This is a genomic window from Virgibacillus sp. W0181, from assembly GCF_051846915.1.
Lineage (GTDB): Bacteria > Bacillota > Bacilli > Bacillales > Amphibacillaceae > JBPYCR01.
This window is the reverse complement of record NZ_JBPYCR010000014.1, coordinates 19,343-37,066: the sequence shown is the minus strand read 5'-3', so window position 1 is coordinate 37,066 and position 17,724 is coordinate 19,343. Positions and strand designations below refer to the sequence as shown.

18 protein-coding genes are annotated in these 17,724 nt (G+C 38.5%); 8 read left to right on the top strand and 10 right to left on the bottom strand.

What is annotated here, in order from left to right:
- The first annotated feature begins 86 nt into the window (after positions 1-86).
- The 8 genes from ACLIBG_RS08035 to ACLIBG_RS08000 all read left to right on the top strand — a co-directional run bounded on the left by ACLIBG_RS08035 (position 87) and on the right by ACLIBG_RS08000 (position 8,330).
- On the top strand, positions 87-818 hold the full coding sequence (locus tag ACLIBG_RS08035; protein WP_439312245.1) for a DsbA family oxidoreductase: 732 nt from the start codon (positions 87-89) through the stop codon (positions 816-818).
- A 376-nt stretch (positions 819-1,194) separates the two neighbouring features.
- Positions 1,195-2,145 carry an ABC transporter permease gene (locus tag ACLIBG_RS08030; protein WP_439312244.1) on the top strand — a complete coding sequence of 317 codons (951 nt, stop codon included), beginning with the start codon at positions 1,195-1,197 and terminating at the stop codon, positions 2,143-2,145.
- Entirely contained in the window at positions 2,138-3,088 is a 951-nt protein-coding gene (locus ACLIBG_RS08025) for an iron chelate uptake ABC transporter family permease subunit (RefSeq protein ID WP_439312243.1), read from the top strand. The genes ACLIBG_RS08030 and ACLIBG_RS08025 overlap by 8 nt, the downstream gene beginning before the upstream one ends.
- Complete coding sequence (locus ACLIBG_RS08020; RefSeq protein ID WP_439312242.1) at positions 3,082-3,837, top strand: iron ABC transporter ATP-binding protein; 756 nt, start codon at positions 3,082-3,084, stop codon at positions 3,835-3,837. The genes ACLIBG_RS08025 and ACLIBG_RS08020 overlap by 7 nt, the downstream gene beginning before the upstream one ends.
- A gap of 189 nt (positions 3,838-4,026) precedes the next feature.
- Positions 4,027-5,001: a siderophore ABC transporter substrate-binding protein gene (locus ACLIBG_RS08015; RefSeq protein WP_439312241.1), complete on the top strand. Its 975-nt coding sequence runs from the start codon at positions 4,027-4,029 to the stop codon at positions 4,999-5,001.
- A gap of 235 nt (positions 5,002-5,236) precedes the next feature.
- The gene (locus tag ACLIBG_RS08010; RefSeq protein ID WP_439312240.1) at positions 5,237-5,551 is read left to right on the top strand and encodes a DUF4190 domain-containing protein; all 315 of its coding nucleotides are present in this window, start codon (positions 5,237-5,239) and stop codon (positions 5,549-5,551) included.
- 121 nt (positions 5,552-5,672) lie between these two features.
- Positions 5,673-7,406: a putative bifunctional diguanylate cyclase/phosphodiesterase gene (locus tag ACLIBG_RS08005; RefSeq protein ID WP_439312239.1), complete on the top strand. Its 1,734-nt coding sequence runs from the start codon at positions 5,673-5,675 to the stop codon at positions 7,404-7,406.
- 177 nt (positions 7,407-7,583) lie between these two features.
- Positions 7,584-8,330 (top strand): SurA N-terminal domain-containing protein, encoded by a 747-nt coding sequence (locus ACLIBG_RS08000; protein ID WP_439312238.1) that lies wholly within the window; start codon positions 7,584-7,586, stop codon positions 8,328-8,330.
- A gap of 209 nt (positions 8,331-8,539) precedes the next feature.
- Here the strand turns inward: ACLIBG_RS08000 and nagB are convergent, their stop codons facing one another.
- The 10 genes from nagB to hisZ all read right to left on the bottom strand — a co-directional run bounded on the left by nagB (position 8,540) and on the right by hisZ (position 17,718).
- A complete protein-coding gene (gene nagB, locus ACLIBG_RS07995) occupies positions 8,540-9,265 on the bottom strand; it encodes a glucosamine-6-phosphate deaminase (protein ID WP_439312237.1) in 726 nt (241 codons plus the stop codon).
- Position 9,266: 1 nt separating this feature from the next.
- The gene (gene nagA / locus ACLIBG_RS07990) at positions 9,267-10,430 is read right to left on the bottom strand and encodes an N-acetylglucosamine-6-phosphate deacetylase (RefSeq protein WP_439312236.1); all 1,164 of its coding nucleotides are present in this window, start codon (positions 10,428-10,430) and stop codon (positions 9,267-9,269) included.
- A gap of 73 nt (positions 10,431-10,503) precedes the next feature.
- Positions 10,504-11,562: a histidinol-phosphate transaminase gene (hisC, locus tag ACLIBG_RS07985; protein WP_439312235.1), complete on the bottom strand. Its 1,059-nt coding sequence runs from the start codon at positions 11,560-11,562 to the stop codon at positions 10,504-10,506.
- Positions 11,555-12,199: a bifunctional phosphoribosyl-AMP cyclohydrolase/phosphoribosyl-ATP diphosphatase HisIE gene (gene hisIE / locus ACLIBG_RS07980; RefSeq protein WP_439312234.1), complete on the bottom strand. Its 645-nt coding sequence runs from the start codon at positions 12,197-12,199 to the stop codon at positions 11,555-11,557. Before hisIE ends, hisC begins: the two co-directional genes overlap by 8 nt.
- Complete coding sequence (hisF, locus tag ACLIBG_RS07975) at positions 12,199-12,954, bottom strand: imidazole glycerol phosphate synthase subunit HisF (protein ID WP_439312233.1); 756 nt, start codon at positions 12,952-12,954, stop codon at positions 12,199-12,201. The genes hisIE and hisF overlap by 1 nt, the downstream gene beginning before the upstream one ends.
- Before the next feature lie 3 nt (positions 12,955-12,957).
- Positions 12,958-13,665, bottom strand: a complete 708-nt coding sequence (gene hisA, locus ACLIBG_RS07970; protein ID WP_439312232.1) for a 1-(5-phosphoribosyl)-5-[(5-phosphoribosylamino)methylideneamino]imidazole-4-carboxamide isomerase — start codon at positions 13,663-13,665, stop codon at positions 12,958-12,960.
- Positions 13,666-13,960: 295 nt separating this feature from the next.
- A complete protein-coding gene (hisB, locus tag ACLIBG_RS07965) occupies positions 13,961-14,548 on the bottom strand; it encodes an imidazoleglycerol-phosphate dehydratase HisB (RefSeq protein WP_439312231.1) in 588 nt (195 codons plus the stop codon).
- 37 nt (positions 14,549-14,585) lie between these two features.
- Positions 14,586-15,854, bottom strand: coding sequence for a histidinol dehydrogenase (gene hisD, locus ACLIBG_RS07960; RefSeq protein ID WP_439312230.1), 1,269 nt, complete (start codon positions 15,852-15,854; stop codon positions 14,586-14,588).
- Between the two features lie 5 nt (positions 15,855-15,859).
- Complete coding sequence (gene hisG, locus ACLIBG_RS07955; RefSeq protein WP_439312229.1) at positions 15,860-16,480, bottom strand: ATP phosphoribosyltransferase; 621 nt, start codon at positions 16,478-16,480, stop codon at positions 15,860-15,862.
- Positions 16,477-17,718, bottom strand: a complete 1,242-nt coding sequence (hisZ, locus tag ACLIBG_RS07950) for an ATP phosphoribosyltransferase regulatory subunit (protein WP_439312228.1) — start codon at positions 17,716-17,718, stop codon at positions 16,477-16,479. Before hisZ ends, hisG begins: the two co-directional genes overlap by 4 nt.
- Positions 17,719-17,724 lie beyond the last annotated feature (6 nt).

Genomic DNA, 17,724 nt, shown 5'->3' with positions numbered 1-17,724 from the left:
TTTTAGATAAAATTCGAGTAAGCACAAAATTTCTGCCCCTTTTTCTACTGTGCTACAATAATGGTATGAAAATGGGAGTGGATATAATGAAAGCGGAAATTTGGATGGATTTTGTCTGCCCGTTTTGTTACATTGGCAAACGCAAATTTGAATCAGCATTGGAACAGTTCCCGTTTAAAGGAAATGTTCAAGTCGAATTTAAAAGTTATCAGCTCGACCCTTCTGCAAGCAATCATTCCAGTAAAAGCATGCACGAAGCGCTTGTTGAAAAATACAAGTTCTCCTTGGAAAAGGCGGAAGAAATGACTGCAAACATTTCAAGTCAAGCTAAGGAAGTAGGTCTTGACTTTAACTTTTCAACGATGAAGCGTACAAATTCGTTTGATGCGCACCGATTGATGAAGTATGCCCAACAACATGGAAAAGAATCAGAAATGATAGAGCGTTTATTCCATGCCTACTTCACAGAGTCGAAGCAAATCGGCAATCATGCTACATTAATTCAACTTGCAAAAGAGGTTGGACTTCAAGGGCAGGGAGTAAAAGGAGCCCTAGAGTCAAATGATTTTATAACGGCTGTCCGAAATGATCAAAAGCGCGCCAAACAAATAGGAGTTAATGGTGTACCATTTTTTGTATTCAATGAGAAGTATGCTGTATCAGGAGCTCAGCCAACTACAGCATTTACGGAAGTGTTGGAAAAAATATGGGATGAAGAACGGAAAGTTAAGGCTCAATTCAACAATATCACACCAGAAAATGCGAAAACTACTTTTTGTACAGATGGAACATGCAGTTTTGAGAATGATAAGAAATGACTGGGAGGAATTTTTATTTTCTTTCAGTCTTTTTTTGTGCAAAGAATATTCCGAAAGTTATAGACTGTTTACTGATTGATTTTATGGTTTTCACTCAAAAAATGTTTGAAAAAATTATTCACTTTCACACAGCTGCGTGAAGACTTCCCAAAGAAACTTATGGCTACACACAGCCCACCCAATGGAGTTTTGCCCCGTACAGAAAGTTTCTATTGCAACTCATTAATGTACTTCCCGCAAAAAAATAGACTTTTGTATGTTGCATCTGTTTTTCGCCTATGCTATATTAATCAATGAAACACAATTGATAATGAATCTCATTATTAATTAGAAAAAAACCAACATAATAATTATTACAAATGGAGAAGGACATAGCATGAAAATTCGTTATTTACTTATAGCATTGGCAACTTTATCTTTTTTTTCCATTTTCATCGGCGTCTCTGATCTTACTCCATTCGATTTGTTTGACCTGTCTGAGGAAAAGGCAAAAGTATTATTTGTCAGTCGACTACCTAGATTGTTCAGTATCATTATTGCGGGTGCAAGCATGAGTATTTGTGGTCTGATTATGCAACAGCTAAGCAGAAATAAATTTGTTTCCCCGACAACTGCCGGAACGTTGGATGCAGCCAGGCTTGGGGTACTCGTGTCGCTTATGATGTTTACTTCAGCTAGTCCACTTGAAAAAATACTCGTATCATTTGGATTTGCGCTTGCCGGAACATATGTATTTATGAAAATACTGGAAAGGATTAAATTCAAGGATGCTATTTTCATTCCATTGGTCGGTTTAATGTTTGGGAGTATTATTAACTCCATGTCTACTTTTTTTGCTTATAAAAATGACTTGATTCAAAACATGACCTCCTGGATGCAAGGCGATTTTTCGATGATTATGAGCGGGAACTATGAGCTGATGTTTATAAGCATTCCCACCTTGGTGATTGCTTACATCTATGCGAACAAATTTACCATTGCCGGGATGGGAGAGGATTTTTCCAAAAACTTAGGCCTGAAATATCGACAGGTTGTGAATCTTGGGCTGATCATTGCAGCATTGGTCACTGCATCCGTTGTATTGTCGGTCGGGATGATTCCGTTCCTTGGCTTGATCATTCCGAATATTGTAACGATTTATCAAGGCGATCATTTAAGGAAAAGTTTACTGCATACTGCTGTACTTGGGGCGGCCTTTGTACTTTTTTGTGACGTAATTGGCAGGATAATCATCTATCCGTATGAAATACCGATTAGCCTGACTGTTGGTGTAATCGGCAGCGGAATTTTTATTTACTTATTGTTTAGGAGAAAGAAATATGGATGATAAAAAAAAGCTCGTTATCCTTGCCGTTGTCACTGTTTTGCTTGCGATGCTCTATGTTTTTTATGACTTATCCGGAAACATTGGCTACATATTACCTAGAAGAATCATTAAAGTAGTCGCCATTATATTAACTGGTGGTTCAATCGCCTTTTCAACAACGATTTTCATGTCAATTACAAACAATCGGATTTTAACACCAAGTGTTATGGGGCTTGATTCGCTTTATTTACTTATTCAAACAGTGACAATTTTTGTTGTTGGTTCCAAGTCGCTTATTATGATGAATAGTAATATCAATTACTTATTGTCCATTTCCATTATGGCTTTGTTTTCGCTCTTGTTCTTTAAATTACTCTTTAAAGGGGAAGGCAATAACGTTTATTTCCTATTGTTAATTGGGATGATTCTCGGCACTTTTTTCAGCAGTTTAACTTCATTTATGCAAGTACTTATTGATCCAAATGAATTTATGATTGCACAGGATAAGATGTTTGCCAGCATTAATAACGTAAATACAAATCTTGTATATTTATCGATCCTTCTCGTAGCTCTCGTTGTCATATACTTTTTGCGTTATTACAAATACTTGGATGTTCTTTCTTTAGGAAAAGATCAGGCGACAAACCTCGGTGTTCCTTACAATAAAGTTGTTAAACGATTATTTATTATTGTGGCGATTCTCATTTCAATTGCAACTGCACTAATTGGCCCGATTACATTCCTTGGTTTGCTCGTCGTTAATGTGGCATATGAATTTTTAAAAACATACCGTCATTCCTATCTAATTACCGGATCTGTACTAATCAGTATCATTGCGCTTCTTGGCGGTCAATTCATTGTAGAAAAAATATTTACATTTCAAACGACGATCAGCGTTATTATTAATTTTGTCGGTGGTATTTATTTCATCTATCTTTTATTAAAGGAGAATAAATCATGGTAGATATTAAGCAAGTATTTAAATTGTACAATAAAAAGAAAGTGATTGACGATGTGTCGTTAACGATTGAAAAAGGCAAAATTACTTCTTTAATTGGACCGAATGGGGCCGGTAAAAGTACGTTAATCTCCATGATCAGCCGCCTGATTGTAAAAGATGAAGGGGAAATAACGATTGACGGGGAAGATGTTGCGAGTTCAAAAGACAAGGAGCTGGCCAAAAAAATATCGATCCTGAAACAATCCAATACGGTTAATGTAAAACTGACCGTCCGCGAACTTGTTTCATTCGGCCGATTCCCGCATTCCCAAGGGAGATTAACAGCATTTGATTGGCAGAAAATCGAGGAAGCCATTGATTATATGGAGATGGCCCCGATCCAAAATAAGTATTTGGATGAGTTAAGTGGAGGTCAACGCCAGCGTGCTTATGTTGCGATGGTACTGGCGCAGGATACAGAGTATATCTTGCTGGATGAGCCGTTGAATAATTTAGATATGCGCCATTCGGTACAAATTATGAAAACATTGCGCCGATTGGTTGATGAACTTGGAAAAACGATTGTCATTGTTATTCACGATATTAACTTTGCCTCCTGTTATTCAGATGAAATTGTTGCTTTAAAAGACGGGAAAGTTGTCAAACACGGGCGCACGTGTGATGTGATTGATGAATGTGTATTAAAAGATATTTATGATATGGATATTAATATTCAAAATATAAATGATCAGCGGATTTGTGTCTATTTTTAAATAAACGCTTATAGAGGTTGTTCAAAAAGTTCGGTAAAAATCGCTTTGATCTTCTGCGTTGGCTTGCTTTTTCGTTCCTCATGTATTTAAAAGCATACATTCCGGTACTCAAAGCTGCGCCGCCTTGAATATCTTTGCGCTTTTTATCCTCCTTTTTGAACATGCACTTATAAAGAAGGAGAAATGAAATTGAAAAAATTACTTATGTTCATGTTAATTACGATACTTACATTAATTGCTGCCGCTTGTGGAACAGCTGAAGAGGATGGGAAAGAAAATACTGAGGCATCCGATACAAACGAATCTACGGCAGAAGAAACAGAATCCGAGGTTGTGACGATTACCCATGAACTTGGGGAAACAGACGTAGAAAAGAATCCTGAAAAAGTAGTTGTTTTTGATTTCGGTTCCTTAGACACGTTAGATAAGCTTGGAATTGAAGTTGCTGGTGTACCACAAAAAATTATTCCGGAATATTTAGATAAATATGCTGGAGAAGAATACGAAAATGTCGGTAGCTTAAAAGAGCCTGACTTTGAAAAGATAGCAGAGATTGACCCGGATTTGATTATTATTTCCGGACGTCAGTCAGACCTTTACGATCAATTAACTGAATTGGGGCCAACGGTATATCTTGGTATTGATACAACCCGCTATATGGACTCATTTAAAGAAAACGCAACGAAAATTGGAAAGATTTTCGAAAAAGAAGCTGAAGTGGAAGAAGAACTGACAGCCATTGATGAGTCGATTGCAGCATTACAGGAAACAGCAGAAGAAAATGGTGAAAATGCACTAATTATTTTGGCCAATGATGATAAAATCAGTGCATACGGACCCAATTCTCGATTTGGGATAATCCATGATGTGTTCGGGATACCCGCCGTGGATGAGGGCATTGAAGTATCTACACATGGTATGAATGTTTCGTTTGAATATGTAACCGAAAACGACCCGGACTTGTTATATGTTATTGACCGTGGGGCGGCTATTGGCGGAGAATCTTCCGCAAAACAAATTGTAGAAAATAAGATGACAAATGATACAAAAGCATACAAAAATGATAATATTGTTTATTTGAATCCGGAATTCTGGTATCTTTCAGGTGGAGGTCTTGTCTCTGTATCTGGAATGCTCGATGAAGTAGAAAATAGTTTGCAATAGAAAAAGGCATGAAGGACAATTGAGTTACACACGCTCGATTGTCTTTTTGCTTTGTAAGAAAAAATTCTCGATATGGTAAATGTTTTTGGGGCAAAAGCGTTTGCATTATTATTAAAGTAAACGGTATGATTACTATCATATATTCATAATCTTTTAGCGAGATATAAATCAGCTATTAATGGGAATAGAATAATTTGAATTACTTTAGAGATTACTTGGAATAGGACGTGTGAACATGGACGAAAAAGTTCAGACAAATAGCAAATCGGTAATTTCTTTAACGCTTGGAATTCTTTCGATTGTACTACCTATCATCGGATTAATAATTGGTTTCATTGGACTCGTAATCTCTAGAAAAAGTTTGAAGGAAATAGAGAAAACAAATGAAAGAGGTAGAGGACTGGCAATTTCTGGATTCATATGCAGCATTGTTGGGGTAGTGATTCATTTTCTTTGGATCTTACTGGCTATTTTATTTTTCTATCTATACGCTAGCGTAGATTTCGAATTACAGTTTATTTCTTTCCCTTTTTTAGGTAACTCAATATAACCTTCACCTTAAAGACGTCAATATAGGCTGGATTAGTTGAAGGTTAGTGCGGATAACTAGAGTGAATGACATACAGCTCTGGCGGTAAGCCAAGATTTCGAAAGAAGCAGGGTGAAGAGCGATGCACGAAAGTAATATTAAAAAAGTGACAGAAGTTAGTAAGCTCACAAAAGACAAAAGCTATGAAACGATTGTAAAAGAATTGGCCGATATTAAATATGCGCTTGATCAATCCTCCATCGTCGCCATTACGGATCAAAGAGGAACGATTGTTTATGCGAATGATAAGTTATGCGAGATTTCAAAGTATAAAAGAGAAGAATTGATTGGTCAAAATCATCGCTTGTTAAATTCCCACTATCATCCGAGAAATTTTTTCAAAGAGATGTGGAAGACGATTGGAACCGGCAAAACGTGGCGGGGAGAAATTCGCAATAGAGCAAAAGACGGCTCCCATTATTGGGTGGATACGACGATTGTTCCTTTTCTAAATGAAAAGGGGAAGCCATATCAGTATGTATCGATACGTAACAACGTCACGGAGCGTAAAAGAGCTGAACAAAAAATCTATCATTTAGCTTATCATGATACACTGACCGATTTACCCAATCGCCGTCTTTTTATGAAAAAGTTAAGAGAAGCAGTTGATCAAGCGAGTCAACAGGAGACAACATTTTCCATTATGTTCATAGACCTGGATAAGTTTAAATTTGTTAATGATAGATGGGGCCATGAAACAGGGGATTTGGTTCTTGCGAAAGCAGCAGACCGTATCAAAAATGCGATTCATTCTACAGATACCATTGGCAGACTCGGTGGGGATGAATTTGCCGTTTTAGCTATGAATGGCAAAAGTAAAAAAGAAGCAGCGGATCTTGCAAAAAATATTGTCCGTCAGATGGAAGAGCCGATAGAGATTGTCGACAGGCGCTACTCGCTTTCATGCAGTATTGGCATCGCCTTCTACCCTTATGATAGTAAGACAGGGGATGAACTGCTTTCCAAAGCAGATACCGCTCTTTATGATATTAAAGATGACGTACGAACGAAGTATGCCTTTTTTACAGAAAGTATGGAGAAAAAATCTCTTGAACGAATAATGTTGGAGAATGAATTAAAAAAAGCGATTGAATTAAAGCAGTTTCATTTGGACTACCAGCCGAAATGGGATCTTGCCAAAAATGAGATTATTGGGATGGAAGCACTTGTGCGTTGGCACCATCCGGATCTGGGCGTTATTCCTCCAGATCAATTTATTCCGCTAGCAGAGGAAACAGGGTTGATTGTTCCGCTAGGAGAACAAGTGTTGAAAAAGGCTTGTCAACAAAATAAAGCATGGCAGAATAAAGGGTATGCACCGTTAAATATGGGTGTCAACATTTCAGCGTATCAATTGGACGATCCTCAATTTTTAAAAATGATCAAGCGAATTTTACAAGAGACAGGACTGGATCCAGAGTGGCTGGAGTTGGAAATGACAGAGAGTGTATTTATTAATTCAAAACGTGCAGAAAATTTGCTGGAATCCATTAAAGAAACAGGCGTACAAATTTCAATTGACGACTTTGGTACTGGTTATGGTTCCTTCAACTATATTAAGCAGTTGCCGGTGGATACATTGAAAATTGATATGTCTTTTATCCGTGATATTCATAAGAATGAAGAAAGTAAAGCGATAGTAAAAGCGATTCTAACACTTGCTCGATCACTCAACATTCAAGTGATTGCTGAAGGGATCGAAAGCGAAGAGCAGTTAGACATATTGAATCAGGCAGGGTGTGTTCAAGGACAGGGATTTTTATTTGGTAAGCCTGTATCCGGAAATGATTTTGAGCATATGTTTACAAAGCAATAAGTAAATGTGGCACAAATATAGAACGAAAAGGCATATCTGTTATAAAATTGTTATATATTCGATTAAGCCTTGTCCAATGGGTGATTGTACGATTTTTGTTAAACACATGTACTTGCTATTTGCATTAGAAATATGTTTGAATAATTATAGACTGTTATGAAATGAGGGAACAATGTAATGAAAAAATGGATCGTAATTGTTGCTGCAATGATACTTGCAGTTGGATTAGCTGCATGCGGTGACAAATCAGATGATACAAAGAATGATGCGAACGATGAAACAAAGGAAGAAAGTAAAGCATCCGAGAACGAAGACAATGCCGGAAAAGAAGGCCAAGCTGGACAAGAAATTGAAATATCAGAAGAAGAAAAAATGGATGCGGATCAAGTTGTCTTAAATATAAATGGAAATGATGTAAAAGGTGATCAATACAATAACATCTACCCACAAGTAAAGGCACAAGCTAATCAAACAGAGGAAGAAGTCGCACAGGATGAACTAAAGAAACGCACGATTGATTCATTGATAGAACGTGAGTTAATTATGCAAGGAGCGGAAAAAGAAGGGGTGGTTATTGAGGACGAAGAAGTATCCACCGAGCTCGAAACCATTAAATCAGCAAATGGAGAAGGTTTAACAACATTGATGGAGCAATTTCATTTAACTGAGGATGGTTTTAAAGATCAACTGAAGTTTGAATTAACGTTAGAAAAGTATTCAAAGGCGATATCTGATACAGAAGTTACAGATGAAGAAATCAATGAATACTATGATCGGTTAAAAGAACAAAACGAAGACTTACCAGAGCTTAAAGAATTAAAAGATAGTATTAAAGCCCAAATTCAACAACAACAATCCATGCAAGAAGTTCAAAAAGTGATTGAGGAAATGAAGGAAAAAGCTGACATTGAGCGGAAAGTATAAATAGAAGCAATTGATTTAAAATGCTATATTATTCCATGTCACATCGTTCTAACGAGGAACATCCCTTATTGTGCCGTTAAATTACTTAAATGATGGTTGAATGGGGAAAAATAGTAAAGTTAATAAGATAGTTGAAGTTGAACAATAATACTCTCCCCTAAAAGGTGTGCTGCATACACCTTTTAGGGGATCATTTTAATGAAAATAATCTAGATGTACTTAGCAGCTGCTTCATCAACAATAACATGGACGTTTGGATGGTATTGCAAGACAGATGCTGGAATGTCAATAGTGATTTTATCGTAAAGAGCTTTTTTTATAATGGTTCTTTTTTCTTTTCCGGAAACGAGCAATAATATTTCTTTACTATCCATAATTGTACCAATACCCATTGTAATTGCTTTCATCGGGACTTCGGAAATTGATTGGAAGTGTTTTGAATTTGTTTGACGTGTTACTTCATTTAGTTGAACGACATGTGTTCGAGTGTGAAACGAAGTTCCAGGCTCATTAAATCCGATATGTCCATTTACACCTAGACCAAGAATTTGCAAATCAATAGCTCCGAACTTCTTAATCATTTGTTCATAGCGCAAGCATTCTAAGTCGGGATCTTTGGTCAATCCATTTGGTAAAAAGGTATTTTTCGTGGAAATGTCTACGTGCGTAAATAAATGGTGTTTCATATAGTAATGGAAACTGTTTGGGTGACTTTTAGGCAAACCAACATATTCATCTAAATTAAAGGTTTTTGTATGATTAAAAGAAATATTGTTTTGTTTATAAGCTTCAACCATTTTTGCATATAATTTGATGGGAGTCGAGCCAGTAGCAAGTCCTAATACGGGTATGGTTAAATTGCTTACTCTCTTGAGAAGAAAGGAAATAGCCTTTTCAGCGAGTTCCTCTTTGTCCTTTACGATTATGATTTGCATGCTATTCACCCCTATAAACGATACTTCCGCGGCAAATGGTGTATTTCACACGGAAATCACGGTCTAGAAGCACAATATCAGCATCTTTACCTTCGTGAATGCTGCCTTTTTCATCAAAAATACTAAGTGTTTTGGCTGGGTTTACTGATGTCATTTTCACAATATCTTGTAACGTTACTCCATTAAGAGCTAATAAATTCTTGGCTGCTTCGTTCATTTTGAGCAGACTACCTGCTAATGTACCATCGGGCAGTGTTGCTTTATTGTTCAAAACGTTTACGGTTTGTCCGCCAAGTTCATATGTTCCGTTTTGCATCCCTTTAGCTTTCATCGCATCGGTTATTATTATAAGCCGGTCACTGCCTATATTGTTATAAATAATCTGCAACATCTCTTTCGACACATGAATGTTATCTGCAATAATTTCCGCATAAAGTTCTTGTAACAAAAATGCAGCTCCGATGGTACCGACTTCGCGATGATGCAGGCTTGGCATGGCATTACATAAATGGGTCACATGTCGAACGCCGTGCCGCACAGCCTTTTTAAGATCGCGATACGTTATCGACGAATGACCGACAGATATGTTCACACCATCCTTTGATAAGAGTGAGATGAAACTGCCATCCTTATCGTGCTCAGGTGCAAGCGTAATTTGCTTAACGCTATTGTTGGAAAGCTGTTGCCATCTCTTAAAAAGCTCAATATCGGGTTTAAGAATGTGTTGCTCGGGCTGTGCTCCTTTTTTACTTTGTTCAATAAAAGGTCCTTCTAAGTGAATACCTATCATTTCAGCAAAGTTTTCTTTCGCACGATAATTTGCGGCATTAATTAACGCTTTTTCGATTTGCGATTTGGATTGCGTTATCGTCGTTGCAAGAAAACTTGTTGTGCCTTCCTTTGGCAAGGCGCGGGCAATCGTATCTAATGCAAATTCAGTTGCATCCATAACGTCTGCTCCATAAGCACCGTGAATATGGGTGTCGATAAAACCGGGCAGGGCATAAAGGTTAGATCCGTCAATGATTTTGGCTGTTGATGGTCTGCACTCCGGATTAATCGCCTGAATTATTCCATCGGATAGCAGGAGGGAGCTGTTAGAGGTTAGTTCATTTTCAGTGCAGATGGTTACATTTTCAATTAGTATCGATTGTGAACGCGTCAAGGTTTCCTGTCCCCCTCTTTTCGATAGTGCACATAAATGAATGAGACCCTACAAATTTGCAGGGTCAGATTGATTATTTATCAACAATCATAGAAAGTTTTTTAAAAAATACTTCCATTTCTTCATCCGTGCCTATAGTAATACGCAAATAATTGTCGATCGGTTTTTTGCCAAAGTAGCGCACAAGCACATCCGCTGCTTTTAGGCTAGAGTATATTGTTTCAGCAGTAATTGTTTCATGACGTGCAAATATAAAATTTGTTTGCGATGGAAGAACATAAAATCCAAGCTGTTTCAATTTTTCGCTAACCCATTCCCGTGTCGTGATAATCTTTTTCGTTGTTTGCTGAAAATAAGAAGTATCTTCTATTGCCGCTTTGGCACCGGCCATAGCTAGACGGTCGACGGGGTAGGAGTTAAATGAATCCTTCATTCGGATGAGTGCTTCAATAAGGTGCTCATTCCCTAGTGCAAAACCAATTCTTAACCCGGCAAGTGATCTTGACTTGGACATCGTCTGAATGACTAGTAAGTTTTCATATTTTGATACAAGCGACACGGCGGATTCTTCGGCAAAGTCAACATAAGCTTCATCAAAAATGACAACTGTGTTTGGATTTTTTTTAACGATGCGTTCAACTTCGTCCAATGGCAAAAAAATACTTGTCGGAGCGTTAGGATTCGGAAAGATTACGCCGCCTTCAGAATAAAAGAAATCAGCTGCTTTAATGCTAAAATCCTCATTCAACTCAATTTCTTCTGCATCAATGTTAAAAAGTTTGGCATAGACTGGATAAAAACTGTAGGTGATTGCCGGATAGCGGATGGCCTTCCCAGGCTCAAAAAACGCCATAAAGGAAAAAGCCAATACTTCATCCGAGCCATTTCCAATAAATACGTTCTGTTTGTCCAAACCATATTCATGTGCGATCGACTCGCGTAGTTCATCCATGGTAGGGGACGGATAGAGGCGTAAATCCCGATTCGACTCCTTATTAATTGCCTCCAAAACGGAAGGGGAGGGAGGATACGGATTTTCATTCGTATTCAGCTTTAATATATTTCTGTTAAGCTGTTCCCCTGGAACGTATGGTACAGCACGCTTTGCCATTGTGCTCCAAAATTTACTCATTCGTTTCTTCCTTTTTTTGAATGTGCCTTTGATATAATTCTTCTTTAATGTCGGATATAGAGACATCCGTCATATTCATTAAAACGAGTGTGTGGTAGATTAGGTCGGAAATTTCCCACTTTATTTCATCTTTATCATTATTTTTTGCTCCGATAATGACTTCGCTCGTTTCTTCACCAACTTTTTTAAGTACTTTATCAATGCCTTCCCGGAAAAGATAAGTCGTATAGGAACCGTCCACCGGATTTTCTTTGCGCTCCTGAATAATACGGATAATGTCATGAACAACTTCACGGAAGTCATCTTTTGCTGTAAACATTGTATTAAAGAAACAGGAAAATTCGCCTGTGTGACATGCAGGTCCTGCTGGTTCAACAGAAACTAGTAATGCATCACTGTCGCAATCAGAGGATAAACTTTTTACCGTTTGTTTGTTTCCGGAAGTAGCTCCTTTGTTCCATAGCTCTTCTCGAGACCGGCTGTAAAACCACGTTTCTTTTGTATCCATTGTTTTTTGTAAGGCCTCTTCATTCATATACGCAAGCATAAGGACTTTACCAGTTGTGTCGTCTTGAACGATGGCGGGAATAAGGCCGTTCTCATCAAAAGCTAACTCTGAAATGTTTACTGACGCCATTAAATTTCACCTACCGGGATATCGAAGTTTAATAAATATTCTTTTAAGTCGGATATAATAATTTCCTCATAGTGAAATACAGAGGCTGCCAATGCTGCATCTGCATTTCCATCGGTTAATACTTCGCGAAAATGATCAAGCTCACCGGCACCACCGCTTGCGATGATCGGAATGTTTACTGCATCTGCCATCGCCTTGTTCAATGCAATGTCAAAACCTGACTTTTCACCATCTGCGTCAATGGAATTTACGAGAATTTCTGATACGCCGAACTTTTCACCTTGCATTGCCCATTCGATTGCATCTAAACCAGAGTCGTTACGTCCGCCTTTCGTAAAAGCGTTCCATTTGTTTTCACCGACTTTTTTAGCGTCAATTGCTAGGGCAATACGCTCACTTCCGTATTTTTCAACTGCCTTTTGCAGCAACTCCGGATCTTCAATAGCAGCACTTGTAATGGATATTTTATGGGCGCCAGCTTGCAAGACTTCATCGATATCTTCCAGTGAACGTATTCCGCCGCCAACTGTGAGTGGAATGGATATTTCATTTGCCACTTGTTTAACAAGATCAAGGAAAGTTGCTCGCTCTTCCCGGGTAATATCTAGCATAAATAATTCATCAGCAAAATCGAGATCATATTGTTTTGCAAGTGTTACCGGATCATCAACATCCTGCATGTTTTGGAATTTTTGTCCTTTAACTACTCGTCCTTTGTCTATGTCTAAGCAAGGTATAATTCGTTTTATTGTCATTCGTTATCCCTCCATAATCGATTCGAAATTTAATTTTCCGTCATACAGTGCTTTACCGATAATCGTCCCATACATATTTAAAGCTTGTAAATTATTAATATCATTTTTAGTAGTAACACCACCGGAAGCAATAACATTCATCGAAGTGGCTTCGTTTACCATCTGTTGTTCGTCTAAATTAGGACCTTGCAGCATCCCATCTTTTAAGATATCGGTATAAACAATAGTGTGAACACCTATGGTTTCCAGTTCTTTTATTAAATCAAGTGCCTTCACTGTACTTGTGTCTGTCCAGCCATCAGTCGCAACATAACCACCTCGTGCATCGATGGAAACAGCAATCTTTTCTTTATATTTTTCGACAGCTGCCTGGAGAAATGCCTTATTTTGAATTGCTGCTGTGCCAATAATGACACGATCGACCCCACTCGTTAAGTAATAGTCAATAATTTCCATTGAACGAATCCCGCCACCTACTTGAACGGGAATAGTTGTTGCATTGGCGATATCTTTTATAATCGATTTATTAATGGAGTCTCCAGTCTTAGCTCCATCTAGATCCACGATATGAATATAATTAGCGCCTTTTTCTTCCCACGTTTTCGCAGTATCAACAGGGGAGTCATTGTACACCTTTTCTTGGTTATAATCGCCCTGAATAAGACGAACACATTTTCCATTTCGAATATCGATTGCCGGAAAAATAATCATCATTGTCAACTCCGTAAAAAATATTTTGTAAAAAATTGTTGCTAGATTGCTTAATAGAAATTTCTTCTTAAACGATCAGCCCCGCTCGTCATGAGGAAGGGAACGCTCGTGAAAGCCGAGAAACGCGCGACAGGTACCGAGGAACGCGCGTCAAGGATGGAGCATCGTGCGTCAGACACCGAGCACCGCGCATCAAGCACCAAGTAACGCGCGTCAATGATGGAGCAACGCTCGTCAAACAATCAATACCACTCGTCAGAAAACGACACTCATCCAATTGCAGCATAGAATCTTACTATTCGAGCACTCCTTTTGTTGAAGGAACTCCTTTAACGCGCGGATTTATGCTGCTCGCTGTATCAAGCGCTCGGCCAAATGCTTTGAAAATCGATTCAATCATATGGTGCGTGTTCCTGCCATAAGCTAAATTTATATGTAGGGTAATTTTAGCGTGACTGGCGAATGCTTGAAAAAATTCCTCCACCAGCTCCGTGTCAAACGAACCTGCTTTATTCTTCAACCCTTCTACATGATAAACGAGATAAGGTCTGCCGCTAATATCAACCGAAACAGTCGATAGAGCCTCATCCATAGGAACGGTCACTGTGGCGTAGCGGTTGATCCCTTCTTTGGAGCCGATGCTCTCGCTAAAAGCCTGACCGAGCGCAATACCCACATCTTCAACTGTGTGATGTTGGTCCACTACCAGATCGCCGTCGCATTGAACGGTAAGGTCAAACAAGCCGTGCCCAGCTAACAAAACGAGCATATGGTCAAAGAATCCGACTCCCGTTTTAATGTTAGCCTTTCCTTCACCATCAATTAATAAATCAAGTTTTATCGCTGTTTCTGCAGTTTCTCTAGCTATTTGATGTTCGCGCAAATTACATCATCCCTTCTTTTTAGATTAAATTATCTCCCTATTTTTTCCTGACCTTAATCGAATTGGCGTGGGCGGTTAAGCCTTCCATTTCAGCAAGTGTCACAATGCTCTCTGATGCATCTAGCAAAGCTTCTTTAGAGTAGTTGATGATGCTTGATTTTTTCGTGAAATCATAAACGCCTAAAGGTGAAGCAAATTTTGCCGTTCCACTAGTTGGAAGTGTATGGTTCGGGCCTGCCAAATAATCGCCCAATGGCTCCGGGGAATAATGCCCTAGAAAAATAGCACCGGCATGACGCACATAAGATAGGTAATCAGTTGCTTGTTGAATCATTAATTGTAAATGCTCCGGAGCAAGTTCATTTACGAGTTGAAATGCCTCTTCCAATGAATCTGCAATAATAATACGACCGTTTTGGTTGATCGAAGCTTGTATAATTTCTTTTCGTTCGAGCATGTTCATTTGTTTTTCCACTTCATCTTTTACTTTTTCAGCTAGTGCAGGACTAGTCGTAATGCAAATCGCGGTTGCTTGTTCATCATGCTCAGCCTGGGAGAGCAGGTCAGCAGCAATATAGTGGGCATTCGCAGATTCATCTGCAACCACACAAATTTCACTTGGTCCGGCAATCATATCAATTGCAACATCACCGAACACCCATTTTTTTGCCCGAGCAACATAGGCGTTTCCAGGGCCGACAATTTTGTCTACTTTAGCAACCGACTCCGTGCCGTAAGCGAGAGCGGCAATTGCTTGAGCACCCCCGATTTTATATACCCGATCAATTCCAGCTAACGAGGCGGCCACAAGCACGTGCGGATTTATTTTTCCGTTTGCCTGTGGAGGTGTAGTCATTGCAATCGAAGGTACACCCGCTATTTTGGCAGGAATGGAGTTCATTAACACGGTTGATGGGTAAGCAGCTTTTCCGCCGGGTACGTAAATGCCGACTTTATCCATTGGTGTGATCTGTTGTCCGAGCATAATGCCGTTATCTTTATGTACAAACCACGAATTTTCTTTTTGGGCTTCGTGAAAAAAAGTAATATTTTCCTTTGCCTCAGTTAAAGCAGCTATAAATGATTTGTCAACTTGGTTTTCTGCTTCTAGAAATTCTTCTTTAGTTACGAGCAATTGATCCAGGTCGACATGATCGAGAGTTTTTGCATAGTGAAATAATGCTTTGTCGCCTGTCTTGCGTACGTGATTAATAATTTCCAATACAGTATCGTCAATCGATTGGGTTAATGCATCGTTTTCCGTCGTGACCTGATTTTGATATTGGTTATAGGTGATGATTTTCATTACAATCACTCCAAGATCGCTTTTAATTGATTAATAATCTGTTGAATGCTTTGTGTTTTCGTTGCAAAGCTAGCTTTATTTACAACAACACGGGTGCTGATCTCTTCAATGTCTTCAATAACTGCGAGGCCATTTTCTTTTAACGTAGTTCCGGTTTCCACAATATCGACGATGACATCGGCCATGCCGATCAGCGGAGCTAATTCTACCGAACCATTTAATTTAATCGCTTCGATCGCTATCCCTTTTCGTTTAAAAAAGTTTCTCGCAACTGTTGGATATTTTGAAGCTACTGTCAAAGTAGACGCTTGTTTTAGAGCGTCATTTTCTAGACTAGCAACTGCAAATTTACATTTGCCAATCTTTAGATCGAGCAGTTCGTAGATATCCGCTTGCGCTTCAAGTAAATTGTCCTTTCCGACAATGCCAATATCAGCTGCACCTTTTTCCACATACGTTGTCACATCAACAGCTTTAACGAAAATTAATTTTATTGTTTTACTCTCGTTGTAAAAAACAAGCTTCCTGCTTTTTGCATGGAAGTTGGGAAAAGTAATTGATGCTTTTTCCAATAATTCAATAGTATCTTTTGCAGTTCGACCTTTTGCTAGTGCAAGTGTAATCACTTGAAGTCCCCCCCGACAAGCTCCATCAGTTCTTGTGAATCACTAAATAAGAATGTCTGATCATCCTTTAAGACTCTTTTCTTGTTATCTTCCATTATAATTGTAAATGTAGAATGGTTCGTTTGCATGTTTTCTTCCGTTAATGGAGACGTAAGTACGCTATAATTCTGTTCGCGCAAAAGACCGGCTGTGCGGAGCGCTTCTTTTTGATGCATGTTTACATATAAAAGGTTAAAATCAATGGGGAGCCTTGGAGATTTGATCTGCTCCGATGTTCCAATTAATAATGCATTAATATCACAAGCGAATCCAATTGCGGGAATGTTCGCAGCAAATTGATCGGCTAACCGGTCATAACGTCCACCCATTAGTGCGGGTTTCCCGACATTTTCGATAAATCCTTGAAAAATAATACCGGAATAATAATCCATATGATTAATTAATCCGAGATCAACGACAAGATGATCAGCGACGCCATAATCCTCAAGCACTTGAAAAATATCGGACAAATTTTGTAGCTTTTCCTTCATTTTTTGATTAGACCAGATAGATTGTGCGCGTTCGATCACTTCTCGGGGCTCACCATACAGCAATGGAATTTCTTGAACCGCGCGACTTAATGGTTCTTCTACTGATAGCCGCGATAAAAAAGGTCCTATTTCTGGAATGTTTTTTGCCTGTATCAATTGTTTCAATTCATACAAATCTTGTGATTCCAAATTCAACTCTTTCACTAATTGTTTAAAAAACCCCGAATGCCCTATTTCAACTTTAAAATGTGGAATGTTTAAATCGTTAAATGTGTGAATTGCTAGGGCTATTAATTCCGCATCCGCTTCAGGTGAATCATTGCCGAAGTATTCGACACCCGCTTGCGTGCTTTCTTTACTTCCGGATTGGGCAAACTGCTGGCGAAAAACATCCAAAATGTAAAAATATCGGTGGTCTTCATCTAACTGTTTGTTATTTGAAGCAATCTGCTGGGTGATCGGTATCGTAATGTCCGGTCGAAGTACGAGTACTTTACCTGTGTTATCAATTGTTTTTATCATTTCATCATGGTTTACCGTACCGTTCATATTTGCATATAGATCATACGGCTCAAAAGTGGGTGTATTAATTTGTCTATATCCGTAAGTCGAAAAACGGTTCGCTAATTTGCTTAATAATTGCTTTCTTATTTGAAAAGACTCTAAATTTATATTAGTATCATTAGTTATATTGTTATAATTTTGCATGTAAAC

Coding starts and splice junctions, on each gene's coding strand:
- hisIE (WP_439312234.1), bottom strand. CDS start 12,199: ATGGCGTCAGTAAACATTTCAGAGTTAGCTTTTGATGAGAACGGCCTT.
- ACLIBG_RS08010 (WP_439312240.1), top strand. CDS start 5,237: ATGGACGAAAAAGTTCAGACAAATAGCAAATCGGTAATTTCTTTAACG.
- hisA (WP_439312232.1), bottom strand. CDS start 13,665: ATGATTATTTTTCCGGCAATCGATATTCGAAATGGAAAATGTGTTCGT.
- ACLIBG_RS08005 (WP_439312239.1), top strand. CDS start 5,673: ATGCACGAAAGTAATATTAAAAAAGTGACAGAAGTTAGTAAGCTCACA.
- hisC (WP_439312235.1), bottom strand. CDS start 11,562: ATGAGTAAATTTTGGAGCACAATGGCAAAGCGTGCTGTACCATACGTT.
- hisD (WP_439312230.1), bottom strand. CDS start 15,854: ATGAAAATCATCACCTATAACCAATATCAAAATCAGGTCACGACGGAA.
- ACLIBG_RS08035 (WP_439312245.1), top strand. CDS start 87: ATGAAAGCGGAAATTTGGATGGATTTTGTCTGCCCGTTTTGTTACATT.
- hisF (WP_439312233.1), bottom strand. CDS start 12,954: ATGACAATAAAACGAATTATACCTTGCTTAGACATAGACAAAGGACGA.
- ACLIBG_RS08025 (WP_439312243.1), top strand. CDS start 2,138: ATGGATGATAAAAAAAAGCTCGTTATCCTTGCCGTTGTCACTGTTTTG.
- ACLIBG_RS08000 (WP_439312238.1), top strand. CDS start 7,584: ATGAAAAAATGGATCGTAATTGTTGCTGCAATGATACTTGCAGTTGGA.
- hisZ (WP_439312228.1), bottom strand. CDS start 17,718: ATGCAAAATTATAACAATATAACTAATGATACTAATATAAATTTAGAG.
- ACLIBG_RS08020 (WP_439312242.1), top strand. CDS start 3,082: ATGGTAGATATTAAGCAAGTATTTAAATTGTACAATAAAAAGAAAGTG.
- nagB (WP_439312237.1), bottom strand. CDS start 9,265: ATGCAAATCATAATCGTAAAGGACAAAGAGGAACTCGCTGAAAAGGCT.
- ACLIBG_RS08030 (WP_439312244.1), top strand. CDS start 1,195: ATGAAAATTCGTTATTTACTTATAGCATTGGCAACTTTATCTTTTTTT.